The organism is Pleionea sp. WD8-19, assembly GCF_055326765.1.
Map to the genome: position 1 here is coordinate 346,001 of NZ_JBUZOU010000003.1, position 18,874 is coordinate 364,874.

At 44.2% G+C, this 18,874-nt stretch carries 13 protein-coding genes; 8 read left to right on the forward strand and 5 right to left on the reverse strand.

The window, feature by feature from the left end:
- Positions 1-203 precede the first annotated feature (203 nt).
- Positions 204-1,538, forward strand: coding sequence for an ABC transporter substrate-binding protein (locus ACTUJY_RS05795; RefSeq protein WP_463615112.1), 1,335 nt, complete (start codon positions 204-206; stop codon positions 1,536-1,538).
- A gap of 118 nt (positions 1,539-1,656) precedes the next feature.
- Positions 1,657-3,885, forward strand: coding sequence for a DUF5916 domain-containing protein (locus tag ACTUJY_RS05800; protein WP_463615113.1), 2,229 nt, complete (start codon positions 1,657-1,659; stop codon positions 3,883-3,885).
- Positions 3,886-3,929: 44 nt separating this feature from the next.
- Here the strand turns inward: ACTUJY_RS05800 and ACTUJY_RS05805 are convergent, their stop codons facing one another.
- The 5 genes from ACTUJY_RS05805 to ACTUJY_RS05825 all read right to left on the reverse strand — a co-directional run bounded on the left by ACTUJY_RS05805 (position 3,930) and on the right by ACTUJY_RS05825 (position 9,842).
- On the reverse strand, positions 3,930-4,688 hold the full coding sequence (locus ACTUJY_RS05805) for a hypothetical protein (RefSeq protein WP_463615114.1): 759 nt from the start codon (positions 4,686-4,688) through the stop codon (positions 3,930-3,932).
- Between the two features lie 215 nt (positions 4,689-4,903).
- Entirely contained in the window at positions 4,904-6,334 is a 1,431-nt protein-coding gene (locus tag ACTUJY_RS05810; RefSeq protein WP_463615115.1) for a sensor histidine kinase, read from the reverse strand.
- Positions 6,327-7,007 carry a response regulator gene (locus tag ACTUJY_RS05815; RefSeq protein WP_463615116.1) on the reverse strand — a complete coding sequence of 227 codons (681 nt, stop codon included), beginning with the start codon at positions 7,005-7,007 and terminating at the stop codon, positions 6,327-6,329. The genes ACTUJY_RS05810 and ACTUJY_RS05815 overlap by 8 nt, the downstream gene beginning before the upstream one ends.
- A gap of 114 nt (positions 7,008-7,121) precedes the next feature.
- Entirely contained in the window at positions 7,122-7,895 is a 774-nt protein-coding gene (locus ACTUJY_RS05820; RefSeq protein ID WP_463615117.1) for an enoyl-ACP reductase FabI, read from the reverse strand.
- Positions 7,896-7,976: 81 nt separating this feature from the next.
- The gene (locus ACTUJY_RS05825) at positions 7,977-9,842 is read right to left on the reverse strand and encodes a DUF1631 family protein (protein ID WP_463615118.1); all 1,866 of its coding nucleotides are present in this window, start codon (positions 9,840-9,842) and stop codon (positions 7,977-7,979) included.
- 425 nt (positions 9,843-10,267) lie between these two features.
- On the opposite strand from ACTUJY_RS05825, the gene ACTUJY_RS05830 reads away from it, so the two are divergent.
- The 6 genes from ACTUJY_RS05830 (at position 10,268) to ACTUJY_RS05855 (ending at position 18,805) form a co-directional block, all read left to right on the forward strand.
- Positions 10,268-11,311, forward strand: coding sequence for a rod shape-determining protein (locus ACTUJY_RS05830; protein WP_463615119.1), 1,044 nt, complete (start codon positions 10,268-10,270; stop codon positions 11,309-11,311).
- A gap of 92 nt (positions 11,312-11,403) precedes the next feature.
- A complete protein-coding gene (gene mreC / locus ACTUJY_RS05835) occupies positions 11,404-12,324 on the forward strand; it encodes a rod shape-determining protein MreC (RefSeq protein WP_463615133.1) in 921 nt (306 codons plus the stop codon).
- Positions 12,324-12,812 (forward strand): rod shape-determining protein MreD, encoded by a 489-nt coding sequence (gene mreD, locus ACTUJY_RS05840; protein WP_463615120.1) that lies wholly within the window; start codon positions 12,324-12,326, stop codon positions 12,810-12,812. The genes mreC and mreD overlap by 1 nt, the downstream gene beginning before the upstream one ends.
- Positions 12,813-12,814: 2 nt before the next feature.
- Entirely contained in the window at positions 12,815-13,417 is a 603-nt protein-coding gene (locus tag ACTUJY_RS05845) for a Maf family protein (protein WP_463615121.1), read from the forward strand.
- A gap of 17 nt (positions 13,418-13,434) precedes the next feature.
- The gene (gene rng, locus ACTUJY_RS05850) at positions 13,435-14,886 is read left to right on the forward strand and encodes a ribonuclease G (protein ID WP_463615122.1); all 1,452 of its coding nucleotides are present in this window, start codon (positions 13,435-13,437) and stop codon (positions 14,884-14,886) included.
- Positions 14,887-14,899: 13 nt separating this feature from the next.
- Positions 14,900-18,805: a YhdP family protein gene (locus tag ACTUJY_RS05855; protein WP_463615123.1), complete on the forward strand. Its 3,906-nt coding sequence runs from the start codon at positions 14,900-14,902 to the stop codon at positions 18,803-18,805.
- Positions 18,806-18,874 lie beyond the last annotated feature (69 nt).

The window sequence follows — 18,874 nt, forward strand, 5'->3', positions numbered from 1 at the left end:
ATAAATTAAGTGAAAAGCGATTCGAATACTTAATCAGTTGATCGCTTTATTACTTATAGCGCTCAGAAAGAGGCGAAATATAACTCTTTGAACGTCATTACCTGTATAGGCCTTCGATCAATTTGAAATGATTTTACAAATGCAGTCATTGGAATATCTCTATAGTCTATAATAAGAAACGCCTGGTTTATCAGGAGTTTTGTATGCAGACTTGTTTTTCTCTAATAAGAACCTACCTGTGGCTAATAATATCATTTGCACCACTCGGCATTGTTTTGGGGGCAGAACCAAGCGACAAAGATGAGCTGAATCGTTTAACGTTCGAGGAACTCCTTAGTGTCGAAGTTGGCTCTCCTGGGAAAGGTGTGTTTATCCCACATGATGTGAAGCGAATGCCTAACGCCATTAATATTCGCTTGATCGTCCCGCTGAGTCGATACCCTCGTTACTCTACCGAACTGATTGCTGCTGCTGACTCTGCAACTCGTCGAATCAATTCTCAAGGGGGTATTTTGGGACGACAGCTCGTGGTGATTCGTGGTGATGATAATGGTGATGCGAAAGAGGCAGAGCGCGTTGCACGCCTGATGTCTGAAAAGTACTCGGTTCAGGCATTCATTGGTCCTAACAGCTCGATTCGAGCTTATCAAGTTGCTAAAACTGTTTCTAACGAAAAACGAATTCCGCTTATCTCTCCTACCGCGAGTGCAGACTACCTGGCAAGCAAACAACATTTAGGGCTCGTTTATCGATTGATTGCAAATAATGCCCAACAAGCTAGTGCTATCGCTGAGTTTCTAAAAACAAACTCACGCGATCAGCGAGTTACGATGATGCGGTTGAAAGGGGAATATGCTACAGAGCTTGAGCGTCATATTCATGATGCTATTTCGAATATGGGAGGACAATTATTTAAATCGGAAGTGTTGAGTTCAATGATTAATTATAAAGAGTTTGATTTAAGCAGTAGCATCATCCGTATTTCTTCTTTTAAGCCTCAAAGTGTTATTCTTGTCTCTTCTCAAACGCAAGCTGCCGATATATTAGAGCAATTTGAAAGACTGTGGACGCAGCCATTTCCTTTGATTATTACGGCCGATCTCATAAAGCCTAAACCACTTCTAGATGCTCCTTTATCGGGTATTAAACGATGCGTTGTAAACGTTCTGACAGAAAGTCACGAGAGTTCTACATCGGTATTGAGTGACGTTTCTAAGTTAATCCGAGAACAAGCATCAGCTTATGATTCTGCATATGTATATGATGCGGTCTACCTTTTGGCTTACAGTTTGATTTATTCTCAAAAGTTGAATAAAAAAATCACAGATGCAATACCGCTTATTGCGTCGGAAGGACCTGACATTACCGATAATCATTTTCAAGGGTTTTCACAGCGGGTGAATAAGCACGCTGCATTTCGTTTTATTGGAAAAAGTGGGCGTGTGCATTTTGATACTTCAGGTAATAATATCGCAGCAACTTTAGACGTTCGGCCAATGGTGGCGGAAGTGTCAGCACTCGATAATTGTGGACGATAACGTTTCAAACTATTAATAAGTAAAAAGTTAGAATAATTCTAATTACCATTTGGTAAGTTGAGTTGCAAAGTCATGGTATCCGCACATAATTAAAAAGAACCCATCCGTTGCGATACCAATGACACGCTCTCAAACAGGAATAACAACGTATATTTTTCTGCTTGCCCAGAGTGCCATCGCTCAGTCTATTGAGATTGATGGCGAGCTGGACGACGCTATTTGGCAACAAGCCAGAGTCTTCAACCAGTTTAAGGTTACTGAACCTTTTTCTCAAGAAAGCGAACCAAAAGCTACACGAGCTTTACTTTACTCCGATGAAAGTGGACTTTATATCGGGTTTTATAATGAGCAAGATGCCAACGAGAGCATTAACGCCAGCTCATTACGCGATGCGGAGATTCAAACCGATTTTAATGAAGTCATCATCGACTTTGATGCGCAAGGCTCACGTGCTTATGGATTCAAAGTCAGTCGCAGCGGTTCGGTTCAAGATGCCGTCTGGGTTGATGAAAATCGCGAATCAATGGATTGGGATGGAGACTGGCAATTCGCAGTAGCCGAAGAAGACGATTTCTGGAGCAGCGAGATCTTTATTCCCTGGTCGATTGTAACTATGACGGAGAGTCAAACTAACGAACGACGAATCTCGGTTTATTTTTCACGTTGGCACCAAGGTTTATCGATGCGTTTTTCTTATCCCGCAATTGACCGTAAACAAACCAGCTTTTTACGTTCGTTTCAGGTTTCGACACTGACATCGGCAAAGTCGACGTCATTTGATGTGTTCCCATATCTGGCATTAAACCGTGATTTGGAACAGCAAAAAAACGATGAACGAGTGGGTGTGGATCTGTTCTGGAAAATTACGTCGCAGCAACAATGGAATCTCACCATTAATCCCGATTTTGGTCAGGTAGAGTCTGATGATCTGGTGGTGAATTTTTCTGCACAGGAAACTTTTTTCAGCGAGAAGCGGCCCTTTTTCCGTGAAAATCACGATTTGTTTGATATGCAAGGGCCGGAGTCGTTGCTGTTGGTGCACACGCATCGCATTGGTGGAGCGCCAGATGCCGGTACCGCAGAGGCGAGCGATATTGCCGCCGCAACTCGCTACACCTATCTTGGAGAGTATCTGGAATTGGGGCTGCTGTCCGCGTTTGAAGAGGACTCATCGGCGGCGAAAGGTCGAGATTATTTTGCCATCCGTGTACAAGGCAAGTTTGAACCGGTAAAGCTTGGGTTGCTACACACTCAAACAGAACGTCCGACTTTGATGCGACAAGCAGACGTGACAGCATTAGATTTAAAATGGGAGTTGACCGATGATGTTTTATTCTCCGGGCAATGGCTAGAAACCACGATTGATCAACTTATTGACCTGAAAGTTCGTGATCAAGGCTGGTGGCTTCGCGGCGCTTGGGAGTTATCGGAAAGCAGTCGTCACGATTTAACCTATCTGGATTATGGTGCCGCTATGGAGGTGTCCGATTTTGGATTTGTGAATCGAAACAACCTTAAGCAATCCACATACCGTGGCAGTTATGAATGGACCGATTTAGGCGAAACACTACGTGATATGGAGGCCTGGTGGTTACTGGTCGACTCATCGAATCAAACCGGGCAAAGTTTACCATTTCACTTTGAAACCGTGTGGGAAGTCACTTTGTCCGGAACGCAGTCGTTGGAGCTGGAGTATGTCAACCGAAGCGCAGGCATGGATGATAGGATCACTCGCGGTAATAATCCGGTGTATTTGCCCAAGTTTGAAAAAGCCGGTTTTGCTTTTTTATCCAATCAGAACCAACGTGTTTCATACGAAATGGGTTTCGCAGCAGGTAAGGATTTTCTGAATGGATCTTTTTATGAGTTTGAAGTGATACCAGCATATCAAATTTCAGATACAACAGACATCACCTTGGGTATTGAGTTAGTTCACAACAATAGTTGGTTGATTTGGAATGACGAGAATATTCTGGAAGAGTTTGAGCGGGATGAGTTGACACTTTCGCTGAATTACAACGCGGTCTTCAATGAGCAACATGAGTTGCGTATTAAGATAGAGGCGGTTGCACTGGAAGCCAAAAGCATTAATGAATTTGAAGCCGACCCTAATGGTAGGTTAATCGCAACCGGGGAGTTTCCTGATAGCTTCTCATTGAGCGAGTTTGCCGCGCAAGTTCGATATCGTTATGCCTTGGGCCGTTTGTCTGAACTTTTTTTGGTATACAGCCGCGGTGGCGAATTTGAACAGGAACATGTTGGTTTACCTGTTGGCCGTTTATTGAATCACAGTGTTGACGCTGACGATAGCGAACATCTTCTTTTTAAAATTAAGTTACAATTCTAAGTGTGTGCTTTAGCTACTCAGCTTTGACTGAGTAGCTCTTGTAATTATTCAACGGCGAAGCAGCTTTCAACGGCCGTCTTATTGCCACTTTCAGCGATGACAAGAATTTCGTATTTAAAGTTTTCGCCAAGTAACAGAAAGTCACTGGGTAATTCCAGTGATGTGACGTCTCCGGGGAAATGAACGGTCATCGTTGTTTCCAAATCTAAATTTTCAATGGCAATTTCATAAAGCTCAACCTCAACCTCACCGGCTTTTCCCAGCTCCGGATGTGAGGTTTCCACAGGATTCCAGGCAATAACAACAGGCCCGCTGATTACCGGTATTTCATCTTCTTCGCAATCTTCCACCATGTCAGTGCCGGATACGGTGATACCTGATGTGGGAGCCGGCATAACATGGGACAAAAACACCTCGCCTTCCATTTCTTCACCGTCTAATGTCTCTCCCTCTATTTCGTAGAGGCCTTCAGGAAAACGTTGAAAGAAAGTCGCTGGAGGAAGTTCATCAAACGTTGGTTCAGCACTTTCAAAAAATAACTCGGTAAGTCCCTGACGTTTTAGTCGACTTTTTACTCGAATGTTTAATAGAGTACGTTCATTGGGATCTTCAATTTGCAAATGCTTCCAAGCCTCGCCATCGATTAGAGCGTGAATACCCAGGTCACCGTCGGTATTGTTTAATTCAAAGAAAATTTTTGCTTCGTCAAATTCCAGCTCGTCATCGGCTGATGAACTATTTGGAAAAATACTTGCCAGAATACCGCTAATGGCTAATGGAATAAGCTTACGAGAAAAGTTCATGTCGTCACTCCTATAAGTTGCTAAATTGATAAAGAAGAGCAAAGCATTTAATTTCTATTTGACCAAGTAAAATTAAATTTCTCTTCACGAGATAAGCTTAAGCAAGCAAGCTTACCTGGAGCTTACGTTTTGATTACTATTTGGTAATGATGTGAAATTAAGGGACGAGGTAAAGGGACTAAAATAGGAACGTTAAAAAGTTGAAGTTAAAAACATTAAACTTTAATGTTTTTATCTCTTATTACAGGTAATAGAGAAGAAAAGTGGCTTAAAGATACGTTAAAGCGACTGCCTTTACCTGGTTCGCTGTATAACAGAATATCACCACCGTGAGCGCGAGCGACGGCGCGGGCAAAACTAAGGCCTAATCCACAACCTGTTTGTGAACGACTTTGATCGCCACGATAAAACCGGTCAAACACCTGAGCTTGTTCCTCTGTATTAATGCCAGGTCCGTTGTCTGAAACAATAATATTTACTTGTTTTTGATCGCATACTAGCGTCACTTGGACCAGACCATTGTTTGGTGTGTATTTAATGGCATTGTCTAAGAGATTTGAAAGCATGCGTTGCAACGTTTGCTTATCACCCATTACTTCGCAATGTTCGTCAGCGTTTGCTATCAGCTTTATGTTTTTTTGTTCCGCAAGCGGTTGAAAAATTTCACAGGCGTCGTTAATCAATTGCGCAATGTTCAGTTGTTCTCTTTTTATGTTTGCCGCACCGGCTTCGAGCTCTGCAAGATCTAAAGTAGCATTGATCATTTGTATTAATCGATCACATTCCTCAATAATATCAGCATAAGCATCGTGACAAACCTGTGGTGTATTTTGCAATGCGGATTCGGCATGGGCGCGAATACGTGCAAGTGGGCTTCGTAGATCGTGTGCGACGTTGTCGGTAAGTTCTCGCATATCCATTACCAGATCGCGAATGCGATCGAGCATCGCATTAAAAGTTGTGGCCAGCTGACCGATTTCTTCACCCCAAAGTTGCCCTTGGGGTACACGATGATCGAGAGCGCCGTACTCAATTGAGCGTGCGGTAGCACTGATTTGTTTAATTCCTCGTACTGCTTTTTGTGCTATTAACCAGCCAAAACCAGCTGCGAAGGGTAGCACAATAATAAACATTGTGGCCATTACGGTTTGGATGATTGTCAGTAACTCTTCGCGTTCTTCCTCCGATTCTCCAATGAGTATATTGAGGTTTTCGCCAATTTTCCCATAAATCATTCGTACATAAAACTCTCGATCGTAAGGACGAAACTGACGAGCTCGGGGGGAATTGGTATATCGAATCTTTTCATGCTCATTAAAGTGAGCGACAGCTCCGGACCAATGCGTAATATCGGAAGTTAATAGAACTTCTCCACGACTATTTATAATTTGAAAAAGGGTGTTTTCCGAGGCTTGTGCTTCCATCATTTCTTTTTTTATTTCCAACTCGACGCCAGAAAGACCTTGTGTTTTGAATATTTGGCTAAACTCTACAATGTCTTCTTCCAGATCGTCGTTATGTTGTTTAATTAAAATCGAATTGACAGAATAATAAATTGCAACAAACACCAGTGATAAAGAAAGAGTAAAAACCAAAAGGTACCAAAGCGTCAGACGGGAAGATAATTTAGCGGGCCATTTAATCATCGGCAACTTTTAATACGTATCCTAAACCGCGAATAGTATGGATTAGATTTTGGTTAAATTCTTTATCCACTTTGTCGCGTAGTTTGCTTATTCTTGCTTCGACGACATTGGTATGGGGATCAAAGTTGTAGTCCCAAACACGCTCCATGATCATAGTTTTGGATACAACGTGGTTGGCATTGCGCATCAGGTATTCGAGTAATGCAAATTCTTTGGGTTGTAAATCGATGCGCTTATCCGATCGACGAGCGGTTCGCGATAACAGATCGATGGTAAGATCGCCTACAGTTAAAGAGGTGGACGCTGCTTCATTGTTGCTACGTCGAATTAATGCCTGTACGCGAGCCAAGAGTTCACTGAACGAAAATGGTTTTGTTAAGTAATCATCGCCGCCCAGCTGCAATCCTTTCACTTTATCATCAATAGAACGTTTGGCACTTAAAATTAAAATCGGTAAGTTGATTTTTCGTTCGCGAATTTTATCGATAATTGAAAGGCCGTCGAGTTTGGGCAACATAATATCAAAAATGCCCAAATCGTAAGTTTCACTGAAGGCAAAATCTAATCCTTGTTGACCGTCGGTGGCGTGATCGATGGTGAATCCAGCTTGATTTAATCCATTACTGACGAAGTCGGCGATTGTGGTGTCATCTTCGATTAATAGGATTTTCATAGGCATACAGCCGCAATTTAGAAAATAAACTTTGCTCTGGTTAATCTTAGCGAGCGACAATCCATTTGTAATCAAATTATGGCAAAGATTACCAAATGGTAAAGTTGAGACAATTTACCAGCCGAGTGTATGCAAACCACCATCCACATAATAAACGCTACCGGTAATATTTTTGCTAGCGTCACAAGCAAGAAAAGCGGCCATGTGTGCGACATCTTCTTTAGTGGTGTTGTGCCGAGTAGGGATTCGGCCTTCGGTGGATTTCATTTTTTCCTGAAACGCAGGAATCGATGCGGCGGCAATGGTTTTAATCGGCCCTGCAGAAATGGCATTCACCCGAGTGCCTTGAGGGCCGAGTTCACTTGCGAGGTAACGTACCGCAGATTCTAATGCGGCTTTGGCGATGCCCATAATATGATAATTGGGCAATACTTTTTGTGAGCCGTTGTAAGTGAGTGTTTGAATTGACCCGGTTTCTGACATCAGTGGCTTAAGGTAGCGGCAAGCAGCGATCAAGCTGTAAGCGCTGATCTCCATACATTGCATAAAGTCGTTTTTATTGCATTCACTTAAAGGGGATTGCATTGCTTCAACATTGGCGTAGGCCATACTGTGAACAAACACATCGATTTGCGGCCAATACTGGTTCACCTGACTGAACAATTCAGCAATTTGTTGCTCTTCGGTAAAGTCGCAAGGCAATAAAGCAAGTGGTTCAATGTGAGACTCGCGGCAAAGTTTTTTAATGCGCCGCAAATGGCTTTGACCTTGGTAAGACAATATAATTTCAGCGCCAAGCTGATGGAAGCGCTCTGCAATGCCCCAAGCCAAACTATCGACCGTGGAAACCCCGGTGATAAGGGCGTGTTTACCGCTTAAATCGATCATATTTTAAAGTGAGAGTGTGCGAATTTAAATCGTGCATTATAACGAGAATTGTCGCCAACAAGAAAACATTGAAACGTGTATTCATTGATCTTTCATGGCTTCACGTTGACCTGCCACCAAGGTTTTCAATGTGTCTTCAAATTCTTTGCCTTGTTCTAGCAGTTCCATGCGTTGAGCCGCAAACAGGTCAATGAGCTGCTCTTCTTTCGGATCGAGCACACGCTGACCATGATGATCGGTAAATATATACTTGCTCGTGGTGGTTGAGATAATACTCAAGGTCAGCTGCTGTGGCTTTTGGCCTTCTTGAGTGTAACGTAATATAGCTCCGGGCATCAGGCTGTCGACCAGCTTTTTTGAGTCCAGTCGACGCTGTTCCATCCGCGCTTCTTCTGCCTTTGCTTTGGCGATTGCTTTGGCGCGCTCTTCTTCTAGCTTGCGTTTTTTCTGCTGTTGATTTTGCAATTCTTCTTCGATTTTCTGACGGATCACTCGCCTGGCTTCCTCTTCTGCCGCTTGCTTACGTGCCTGATCCGCCGCCTGTTCCATTTCAATGCGTTTAACTTGATCTTCCAGTATTTTTACACGACGGGTTAAGGTTTGCTGTAAATAGTCGGTGAGCTCTTGCCAGTAGTTGTGATTGTCAATATTCACCAAAGGTAAATGAGAAGGATGGAAGCTGGCTGCGGTCGTATCAAAGTCTGCAATTAAAGCACCCGACAAATTGACAAAAACTAACCATTTGCCGGTATAGTCCCGAGGTACCAGTTGACACCGAAAACGTTTACCGCGTTGTATCAGGTAATACCAGTCATCGTCTTCCAACATTTGATCCAGTTGTTCAGAGAAGTCGGTACTAACTGGGTTGGACTCTTCACTTTCAAACTCACCTAATAAAGGGCTGGTAATCAAGGAATGAAAGTCAGAGCGCTCACCGTTGAGCTTGCGAATATGGATGTCTTCCAGTTCATAAAAGAAGTCTTGCAATCCCTGAGCGTTGTGAAACAAATTATCCAATCCATCGTATAATCGCTTTAATGCCGCTGGCACCTTTTCCTGGTACTGTTCACTAAATTGTGGATTGAAGGGAGCGTTAATGCTCCAAATAAGCGTTTCTGTATCTTCAATGGCCGTGTGCCACTTTTGACCCACAGGGCCTGTTTCCATAAAAATGTGTTTCAGATAACTGCTTAAATAATTTTCCAGGAACTCCATCAAAAAGACGGGAAATTCTTCTCCCGATGTTTTTTGCCGAATGTAGTCGGACACAAACACATCGGCTTTTGCTTCACGCTCTTCGCGTCGCTTTTGCTCAACAATTTTTTTTAAGCGGTCGGTTCGATAATCGTTAAACGCACTTTCCAGTGACATAATGCGGTTGCATGCCTGATCATAAAGCCGAGGATTACAACCTTTTTGGTTAAGTTGGCTGAGTACCAACCGAATACCATCAAGCAACTTTCTCGCCAAATTACCGCTACGCTGATCCCAGCACTCACCCAACATCAGTAATTTAGAAAGCACCAGTTTGGCTGGGTGTTGGGTAACTTGTAGAAATTCTGGAGAGTGAACGGATAATTGAGCCCAACTTAATGCCAAGAGCTGCATCAGGCGATTAATGTCTTCGTGTTCTTCAGTAATACCATTTAAATATTGAAAAGAAAGTTCAGTAAGATGCAGGCTGTTTTTGATAAGCCCGGGTATGTGGTAATCCTTGTCTTTCGGCAATTTTTCATAAATCAGTGACACAATTTCATAGTGTGCCATTGGTGAAGATTGTGGTGATGCGGCTTTTACAGTGTCTCGAAAAATTTGTTGCAACACTCCGAGTATTTCGGAGCCCGATAGCTCGCAAAAGTTAGCGTTGCTTTTTTTGTCCTGTTCACGAAACAATCGATATTCCAGTTCTCGATTTTTTCGGCTCAGTGCAAAAATGCTTTTATTCATATGTGCCTTAGTCGACCTGCTAATTTTAGCCCGATTTTGGGTGCCTGATACTCACAGGCAAACGATGTTACCTGAATAATGGTACAAGTACACGTTAAGTGTATCGTAAAAATCGGGGTTTGAGAGAACCGCATCATTATTCATTAAAGACAACGCTCAACTGGGGCTCTCAGTTGACTAAACTTGCAGCAATCCTATCGATTTAACACATTCTTTCACAGAACCGGGCGCGAAAACGCAACCAGTGCTTGCAGCACCGATAGGGCCTTGTTACATTAGCGCGCAAGATCTCGCTCTTTTGCTTGCTGCATGTATCACCCAATTGAAATCCTGCCGATCACGAGCAGTCAGTTTACTGGATATAAGCCGGTACGTTTTGGGCAACTGAGCAACCATGTTAATTCAGACTGGATCCAATAAGAACGATGTTAAATAAAATTCGAGGGTTGTTTTCAACCGATCTTTCTATTGACCTGGGTACCGCCAATACGCTGATTTATGTACCTGAAAAAGGCATTGTCTTGAACGAACCTTCCGTCGTTGCCATTCGGCGCGAGCGAAACGGTAATAAATCGATTGCTGCCGTTGGGCAAGAAGCAAAAATGATGTTGGGACGTACGCCCGGTAACATTGAAGCCATACGCCCGATGAAAGACGGTGTGATCGCCGACTTTGAGGTTACTGAAAAAATGCTGCAGGAGTTTATTCGTAAGGTACACGACAGCAGCTTTTTTATGCGGCCTAGCCCAAGAGTGCTGGTATGCGTGCCCTGTGGGTCGACTCAAGTTGAACGGCGAGCCATTCGCGAATCCGCCTATGGAGCGGGTGCACGCGAGGTTTATTTGATAGAGGAGCCAATGGCTGCAGCGGTAGGTGCCGGAATGCCGGTGGGAGAAGCTCGTGGTTCCATGGTCGTGGATATCGGAGGCGGTACTACAGAAATCGCAATATTGAGTTTGAATGGTGTGGTGCAATCGGAATCTGTCCGTATTGGTGGTGATCGATTTGATGAAGCCATTATTGAATACGTGCGTCGTAACTATGGCACCATCATTGGTGAAAGTACGGCAGAGCGAATTAAGCATCAAATTGGCACGGCTTACCCCAGCACCGAAGTGATGGAAATTGACGTTCGTGGCCGTAACTTAGCCGAAGGTGTTCCACGTAGCTTCACCATCAACAGCAATGAAGTGTTGGAAGCTTTACAAGATCCACTCGCGGGTATTATTCGTGCGGTTCGCTCTGTACTCGAGCAATCACCGCCAGAGTTGGCTGCCGATATTTCTGAGCGAGGCTTGGTGCTCACCGGTGGCGGCGCGTTAATCCGTGATATTGATCGCCTTTTTATGGAGGAGACCGGACTGCCCGTCATTATTGCTGAAGATCCTTTAACCTGTGTGGCACGCGGTGGTGGTAAAGTTCTGGAAACCATTGAAGCACACGGTGGCGATCTCTTCTCTCACGACTAGTCAAGACAGTAATTCCTATCTATAATCAAAGACTTAGCCACTATTTCTCTGGTTGAGTCTTAACTTATGGGTGGAGAAGCGTTATTAAACCGATTTTTGTCAGCGAAAGCTCCAATTTAACTCGACTGTTTCTAGCCGCGATGTTGTCTGCGCTGTTGATGTTTTTTGATCACCGCGGCCAGCATCTCAACTCGTTACGTAATTTTCTTTCTACTTTTTTAACACCTCTTGTTTACATCGCTGACCTACCCGGCGAGCTTGCTTTTTGGAGCGGTGAACGTATTCGTGGTCGGGATGAGCTTTTCAAAGAAAACCAAGCATTGAAAGACGAAGTGTTTATTTTACGAACGCAATTGCAAAAACTGGTGTCTTTAAAAGCCGAAAATGCTCAGTTGCGAAATCTGCTCGGTACCGAACAAAAGGTCGAAGGTCAGCGATTGGTCGCGGAAATAATAAATGTTGCCAGCGATTCAGCGGTGCACGAGTTGTTGATCAATAAAGGCTCAAGGCATGGTGTTTATGAGGGGCAGGCCGTGCTGGATGCTTACGGTGTCATGGGGCAGGTCACTCAGGTTGCATCAATAACCAGTCGTATTATTTTAATCACAGATCCTCGTCATGCCATACCGGTTCGTGTAGAACGCAGTGGAGAACGTTCTGTAGCACTCGGTGACGGGCAACTCGATTATTTGACATTGCAATACGTCCGCAGCACAGCCGATATTCAAGTGGGAGACTTATTATTGAGTTCTGGGATCGGCGAGCGCTTTCCAGACGGCTATCCGGTGGCCAGAGTCACTGAAATTACTCAGGAGCCGGGAAAGTCCTATATGAAAGTGGTCGCAGCAACGGAAGCGCATTTGGCGAGAACGGGGCAAGTGCTTTTGATCTGGCCAGATCGTGAACAGAAAGATGAAACTCACGAGTCCTTAAAGCAAGACTCTGCACACGAAAGTTCTTCCAGTGACGCTTTGTGGAGTGATACAGCAACCCATTTACTGGGAGAGCCATAATGAATCCGGGCGCACGCAACAATTACTGGGTAATTTTGCTTTCATTTGCCATTGCAATGCTACTCGATATATTGCCATTGCCTGCAGGGCTACAAATCTATTGGCCACAATGGTTGGCGATGGTGCTTTTGTATTGGGTGGTCGCATTACCGCAGCGAGTGGGAATCATGTCAGCTTGGGTCGTTGGGTTGTTTGTCGATGCCTTACAGGGGGCCGTTTTAGGTCTACACGCTCTTAGCTTTTCTGTAATGACTTATTTTGCGCTGTTGCTTTACCAGCGTATCCGATTGTTTCCTCGTTGGAAGCAGGCTCTGGTGGTCGCTATGCTGATTGGTATTTATATGTTGCTGGTGCTTTGGCTGTCGAGCTTAACGCGGCCGGTAGAAAAAAGTTTCAGTTATTGGATCTCCATGATCATCAGTGCTTTTATTTGGCCTTGGTTGTTTATATTGTTGCGTGATATTCGACGTCAGTTCAGGGTGAATTAAGAGTGAGCGACATAACATACGATAAGGTTTGCTTAGCGTCGCAATCACCAAGACGGCGGGAATTATTGCAACAGATAGGTGTTGAGTTTGAAGCTCAACCCGCACACATTGATGAAAGCCGATTGCCTGACGAACACCCCAATGATTATGTGAAACGTATTACCTTAGCCAAGGCTGCTGCGATTTGGGAAAGTGACAACTATCACCGTCAATATCCGGTTTTGGCTTCCGATACGGCGGTCGTACTGGGAGAAACTATTTTCGGCAAGCCGGTCGATGAAGCGGATGCACAGCAAATGTTGCAACATTTGTCCGGGCGAGAACACCAGGTATTAACCGGTGTTGGACTACGCTTTGCCGAGCAGGGAAGTTATTTGTTATCGGTGTCTACCGTTAAGTTTCGCGTTCTCAGCGACCAGGATATTGCGCACTATTGGCGCACCGGTGAAGGGCGTGACAAAGCTGGAAGTTATGGCGTTCAGGGGCAGGCGGCTTCTTTCATTGAGCAGATTAATGGCAGTTTCAGCGGTATTATGGGGTTGCCACTGTATCAAACCAGTGAATTACTTGGCCAATGGCAAATCGGCTTTTGGCTAAACCGATAGGGATTCCAATGATTATTATGAGCGAAGAAATTCTGATCAATGTAACGCCACAGGAAACCCGAGTTGCAGTGGTAGAAAATGGAATGCTACAGGAGCTGCTAATTGAGCGAATACAAAATCGCGGCACGGTTGGCAACATTTATAAAGGAAAAGTAAAGCGGGTGCTTCCCGGAATGCAGGCCGCGTTTGTCGATATTGGGTTGGAGCGCAGCGCCTTTTTACACGTATCCGAAATTATTCCACAACACGACAACGGCGACGAGGCCGAAGATGACATAACCCGTCTGCTCCATGAAGGACAGGAAATTATCGTACAAGTGATCAAAGATGAGTTAGGCAGCAAAGGTGCTCGTTTAACGACACATATCACAGTTCCCAGTCGTTATTTGGTGCTCATGCCAGAGAATCCTCATGTGGGTGTATCGCAGCGTATCGAAGATGAAAACGAGCGCAATCGATTAAAAGAAATTCTCAATGAAAAAGAAAATTCGGAACAAGGCTACATTATTCGAACCGCCGCTGAAGGTGCGGGGGAAACTGAACTTCGACGCGATGTGGTGTTTTTGAAAAAACTGTGGGCGCGTATAGAAAAGCGAATCAAATCGGCCACTTTTCCCGCGTTAATTTACGAAGATTTAAGCCTGGAATTGCGCATGGTGCGCGATATGGTGGCGAGTAAAATTGAAAAAATTCGAATTGACAGTAAACGCGTGCACGATAAAACCCAACAATTTGTCAGTGAGTTTGTTCCAGAGCTGGAAGAGCGTCTCGAATTTTATCAGGGCAGTCGGCCGCTATTCGATGTTTACAATATTGAAGATGAAATTCAAAAAGCCTTGCATCGGCAGGTTCCATTAAAATCGGGCGGCTATTTGATTATAGATCAAACCGAAGCCATGACGACCATCGATGTGAATACCGGTGCTTTTGTCGGCCACCGCAATTTGGAAGAAACCATTTTTCGTACCAATTTGGAAGCCGCATCCGCATTAGCGCGGCAGTTAAGACTGCGTAACTTAGGCGGCATTATCATCATCGATTTTATCGACATGAAGGAAGAAGAGCATAAGCGCCAAGTGTTACGTACATTGGATAAAGCGCTGGAACACGATCACGCCAAAACACACATTTCAGAGGTATCTGCGTTAGGGTTGGTTCAAATGACGCGCAAACGCACGCGCGAAAGTTTAGAGCATGTGTTGTGCGAAGCATGTCCTACTTGTAATGGTCGCGGATCTATTAAAACGGCAAAAACGGTTTGCTTTGAAATCTTTCGAGAAATTACTCGTGCAGCCCGCGCTTATGAAGCGCAAAAATTATTGGTACTGGCATCGCAAGGCGTTGTGGATTGTTTACTTGACGAAGAAGCCAGCAGTGTTGCAGAGCTCGAGTCTTTTATTGAAATTCCCATTCAATTTCAGGTGGAGTCGCTCTATACCCAAGAACAATTTGACGTGGTACTGATGTAATGATTTCACTGAAATGAAAATTTCGCGCTTTTTCAATCGGTTGTTACAACGTTTGTGGTTAATGTTTGCTGCAGTGGTAATCTCGGCTGCGGTATTAGTAAGTTTGGCGCGTGCCTTTTTACCTTTTATTTACTTGCTTCATCAGGATATAGAAAGTTTTTTATCGAAGAAGTTAGACGCTAAAGTTTCGTTTCAAAGCGTAAGCGCCGGTTGGGAAAATCAAGGACCGATGCTTAAGGTTTCGACCATTAAAGTTCAATCCAAAGACGGAAAGCAAACGCCGTTAATGGTTGATGAATTGATTGTGGCGGTGAACTTTTGGCAATCGTTATTTGAAACGCGATTGGTTACCGATGAAATCACACTGACCAAAAGTCGTATTGAAATAGATCTCGATGCTGATATTTTTTCGATAAAAGGACTCAGTGACAGTGGCGGCGACTATTCCGGGAGCGATGTGTTTCTCGATACGCTACTCGGTCAAAATGATGTTGACGTTCGAGATATCGAGGTACGCTTTTTTCAACAGAATAAATCATTTCCGGAGCTCAAGCTCAATCATTTGGCGATAGAAAATTTCGGTGATATCCATCAGATCTCCGCGGCGCTCATTCAATCGGGTGGCGGTTCATTGCAAGTTGTGAGTGAGCTTTACGGTGATCCGAGACGACCCAATTCACAAACGAAAGTGTATGTAAAAAGTGATGCCATCGAAGTATCGGATTTACCCTTGATGGAAACAATTGTTGCCGGACATTTAAAGCAAGGTGCGCTGAGTGGTGAAATTTGGGCAGACTGGTCCTATCAAGGGTGGCAAGGTGCGGTGTTGGATGTTGAGTTCAAGCCGGTGCAGTTTTCCATTCGTAATCGAAACTTCAATTACCAAACCATTCGCGCATCAATGAATTGGGAGAAGCTCGCACACGGTGGAAGTGTTGTGACGTTGGGCGTGTTTGAAGCATTGGCCGCGAATCAAACACGAATCGATCTTAGTGGACTCACTTTGACACTTACGGACAAAACGGACCCTAAAATTCAACTCAGTTATCGCGATATAGAACCCGGACAATTGAATAATGTTTGGGCTTTGATGATGGATGAGCCAGAACTGCAAAACTGGTTTTTAAATGCAAACCCACAATTAAAGCTTTCGGACTTGCAATTAACATTACAGCGGGTAGACGGCGACTGGGAAGTGACGGACGGACTCATTGATTTATCGGAAGTGCGATTAAGCCGAACGGAGTCGACTCCCGAAACGCCGCCAATGAGTGGACGTGTCACGATAAATGAAAATCAGGTGTTATTTCAATTCGATACGATACCCGGTGTCATCGACTATCGGCCTTTATTCCGTTGGCCGATCCCACTGGAGCAGCTCGCTGTGCGCGGTGAATTTGTAAACTTTAATGCGGGGAGCGCGCTTGTTTTTCATCAAGTGGATTTAAAAACGGATGCGGCAACTGTGTTGGCGAAAGGCAACCTTTATTTTCATCGCAATGCGAGTCCAGAAATCAGCTTTCAAGCGGAAGTGTATGAGGCTGATGCAAGCAAAACATCCTTATATTTGCCGGTTGAAGTGATGGATGACTCATTGGTGGAATATTTAGACACTTCTGTGCATGGCGGACGAGTTGAGTTTGGTCGGTTTAATTTTCAAGGTAAGCTGGTTGCGGACATGTTGTCACAGTCTGACTTAACGTTTGAAATTCTCGGCTTTGCTAAAGAACTGGATTATCAATATCAACCGGACTTTCCTAAGTTAGAGAAGCTTGACGCAACACTTTTCTTTGATCAAGATTCGATGTTTGTCTCAACGACTGAAGCCAGACTCTGGAACTTAAACGTTAATAAAGCCACTGCGGCCATTGCAAACTTTTCCGGTAGTCCGCCAATGTTGGACTTGGATATTGAGGTGGAAACCGATCTTTCTAGTGCGCAACGATTGATTGCTCAGTCACGATTGAAGGAGATTGTTGGTCGTTTGTTGGAAGATGTTCAACCGCGAGGGCGCTTTTCGGCGACGACTCAACTCCGAGTGCCGTTGGAAGGAGACGATGATGTCACCTTGCAAGGAAAAGTACTGCTTGCTAATAACTCGGTGAGCTTGCCAGCCGTTGATTTAGAATTGGCAAAAGTTGCCGGTGTTGTACAGTTCGATGAGCAAAAAGTTTGGGCGAGTAACATTCAAACGGACGTGTTAGGCGGTAGTGCCGTTTCGCACATCGATACCAAAGACTATGATGGCAGTAAGCGACTCACCATTCAGTCGCAAGGAAAAGTAGATACAGCAAAAGTGATGGATTGGTTGTTACCCAACAGTCAATTACCCATTGAAGGCGAAGCAGAGTTTAAACAGGAAAGTTGGATTTGCCTGAGTGACTGCTCCGGACAAAATTTAAATGTTTCGGTAACGAGTGAGTTATCTAATACTCAGGTTAAACTTCCGCAGCCATTTAACAAGCCCTTAGATAAAAAATGGCCAGTCAATGTTAATATCAGCCAAAACAATGACCAGCAAAGTATACAGTTTTCAGTCAATTCGAAAGTGATGGCTGGCCTGAACTATCGTAAACAGAAAGGAAACTTTGAGTTATCGAGTGGCTCCATTTTATTGGGTGAGTCACAAAACGCTATAGAGTTTGCTCCGGATCAAATGACGCTGCATGTGCAAATGGACCATGCTGATTTATTCGATTGGTTAAATAATATTGACGGGCTATTAAAAAGTTTGGGCGCACAAGAAAGTCAATCGAAACTACCGCTAGTCGCAAAATTTTCGGTTAATCAATTGCTGGTGGCTGGTATTCCCTTAAATAAAATTGATGCGCGGTTAACGGAACATCCGGAAGGTGGCTTTGTTATTGCCTTTACAGCGGAAGAAACGAAAGGCTATTTACGTATAGCGGATGCGGATGATTTGCGAATAAATTTTGAATATTTGCATTTGCCTGTTGAACTGCTTAAAACCATGGCAGAGAGTGAACAACAAACGCAAACAATTGAGCACTTTCGCGATTGGCCGAAAGTGAGTGTTGAGTGTGCCGACTGTTGCTTTTTCGATATCGGCTTGGGTGCTCTACAATTGCACTTATTACCGCAAAACGAGCAATTGCGTATCAATGGTAAAGCCGATCGCGGGGATGTTTTTCGTGCGCCTTTTTCCATTCTCTGGAATGCATCGGAAAACAGTACCCAACTGGAAGCGGAGTTCCATTCTAGAAAGTTTGGTGATTTACTGCGAGACTGGGGGTTTAAAGTTGGTATAAAGGAAAGTGCCGGTCGCGGCTCTTTGGGTTTAGTCTGGCAAGGTGCACCCTATGAATTTGAGCTAGGGAACATTAATGGCGGTTTTAGTGTCGGACTCGATAAAGGTTATCTGGAAGAAGTGTCCGATGCCAAAGCTCGAATATTTTCCTTGTTCAGTTTGCAGTCTTTGTTTCGACGCTTAACGCTCGACTTTAAAGATATTTACCAGGATGGTTTTTTTTACGAAGCCATGGCGGGTAATTTTGGCATTAAGCAAGGTGAAGTTTTTACCGACGGCTTTATTATTAAAGGTAACGCTGCCGATGTTAGTGTGAGTGGCATGGTGAACCTGGATCGACAAGTGTTTGATCAGTACGCATCGGTGACACCAAAAGTGACGTCCAGTTTACCGGTTATTGCCGGGTGGGCAGTAGAACCAACAACGGGCATTTTAGTTTGGTTATTGAGTAAAATATTTGAACCGGCAATTGATGTTATTACCAACATTGAATATCGAGTGGTGGGCGCTTGGGACGCACCTCAGGTGATTGAGTTGGGTAAATCGACGCGTGAAATTGAATTGACGGATGAGCAGTTGGAGGCTATTCGACAAGTGCATGAGAAGCAAGAGTTAGAGGCGGAGCAGGTTGAAGAGCTTAATGATAATTAAGCTTTTGGGTTTTTAGGTTGTTTATTTCGCTCTCTGCGTAGCGGTGCGAAACCAATTTTGAAGAAAACC

Bases quoted from the DNA above. Each gene is read 5' to 3' on its own strand.
- ACTUJY_RS05795 (WP_463615112.1), top strand. From the start codon at position 204: ATGCAGACTTGTTTTTCTCTAATAAGAACCTACCTGTGGCTAATAATA.
- ACTUJY_RS05800 (WP_463615113.1), top strand. From the start codon at position 1,657: ATGACACGCTCTCAAACAGGAATAACAACGTATATTTTTCTGCTTGCC.
- ACTUJY_RS05805 (WP_463615114.1), bottom strand. From the start codon at position 4,688: ATGAACTTTTCTCGTAAGCTTATTCCATTAGCCATTAGCGGTATTCTG.
- ACTUJY_RS05810 (WP_463615115.1), bottom strand. From the start codon at position 6,334: ATGATTAAATGGCCCGCTAAATTATCTTCCCGTCTGACGCTTTGGTAC.
- ACTUJY_RS05815 (WP_463615116.1), bottom strand. From the start codon at position 7,007: ATGAAAATCCTATTAATCGAAGATGACACCACAATCGCCGACTTCGTC.
- ACTUJY_RS05820 (WP_463615117.1), bottom strand. From the start codon at position 7,895: ATGATCGATTTAAGCGGTAAACACGCCCTTATCACCGGGGTTTCCACG.
- ACTUJY_RS05825 (WP_463615118.1), bottom strand. From the start codon at position 9,842: ATGAATAAAAGCATTTTTGCACTGAGCCGAAAAAATCGAGAACTGGAA.
- ACTUJY_RS05830 (WP_463615119.1), top strand. From the start codon at position 10,268: ATGTTAAATAAAATTCGAGGGTTGTTTTCAACCGATCTTTCTATTGAC.
- mreD (WP_463615120.1), top strand. From the start codon at position 12,324: ATGAATCCGGGCGCACGCAACAATTACTGGGTAATTTTGCTTTCATTT.
- rng (WP_463615122.1), top strand. From the start codon at position 13,435: ATGAGCGAAGAAATTCTGATCAATGTAACGCCACAGGAAACCCGAGTT.
- ACTUJY_RS05855 (WP_463615123.1), top strand. From the start codon at position 14,900: ATGAAAATTTCGCGCTTTTTCAATCGGTTGTTACAACGTTTGTGGTTA.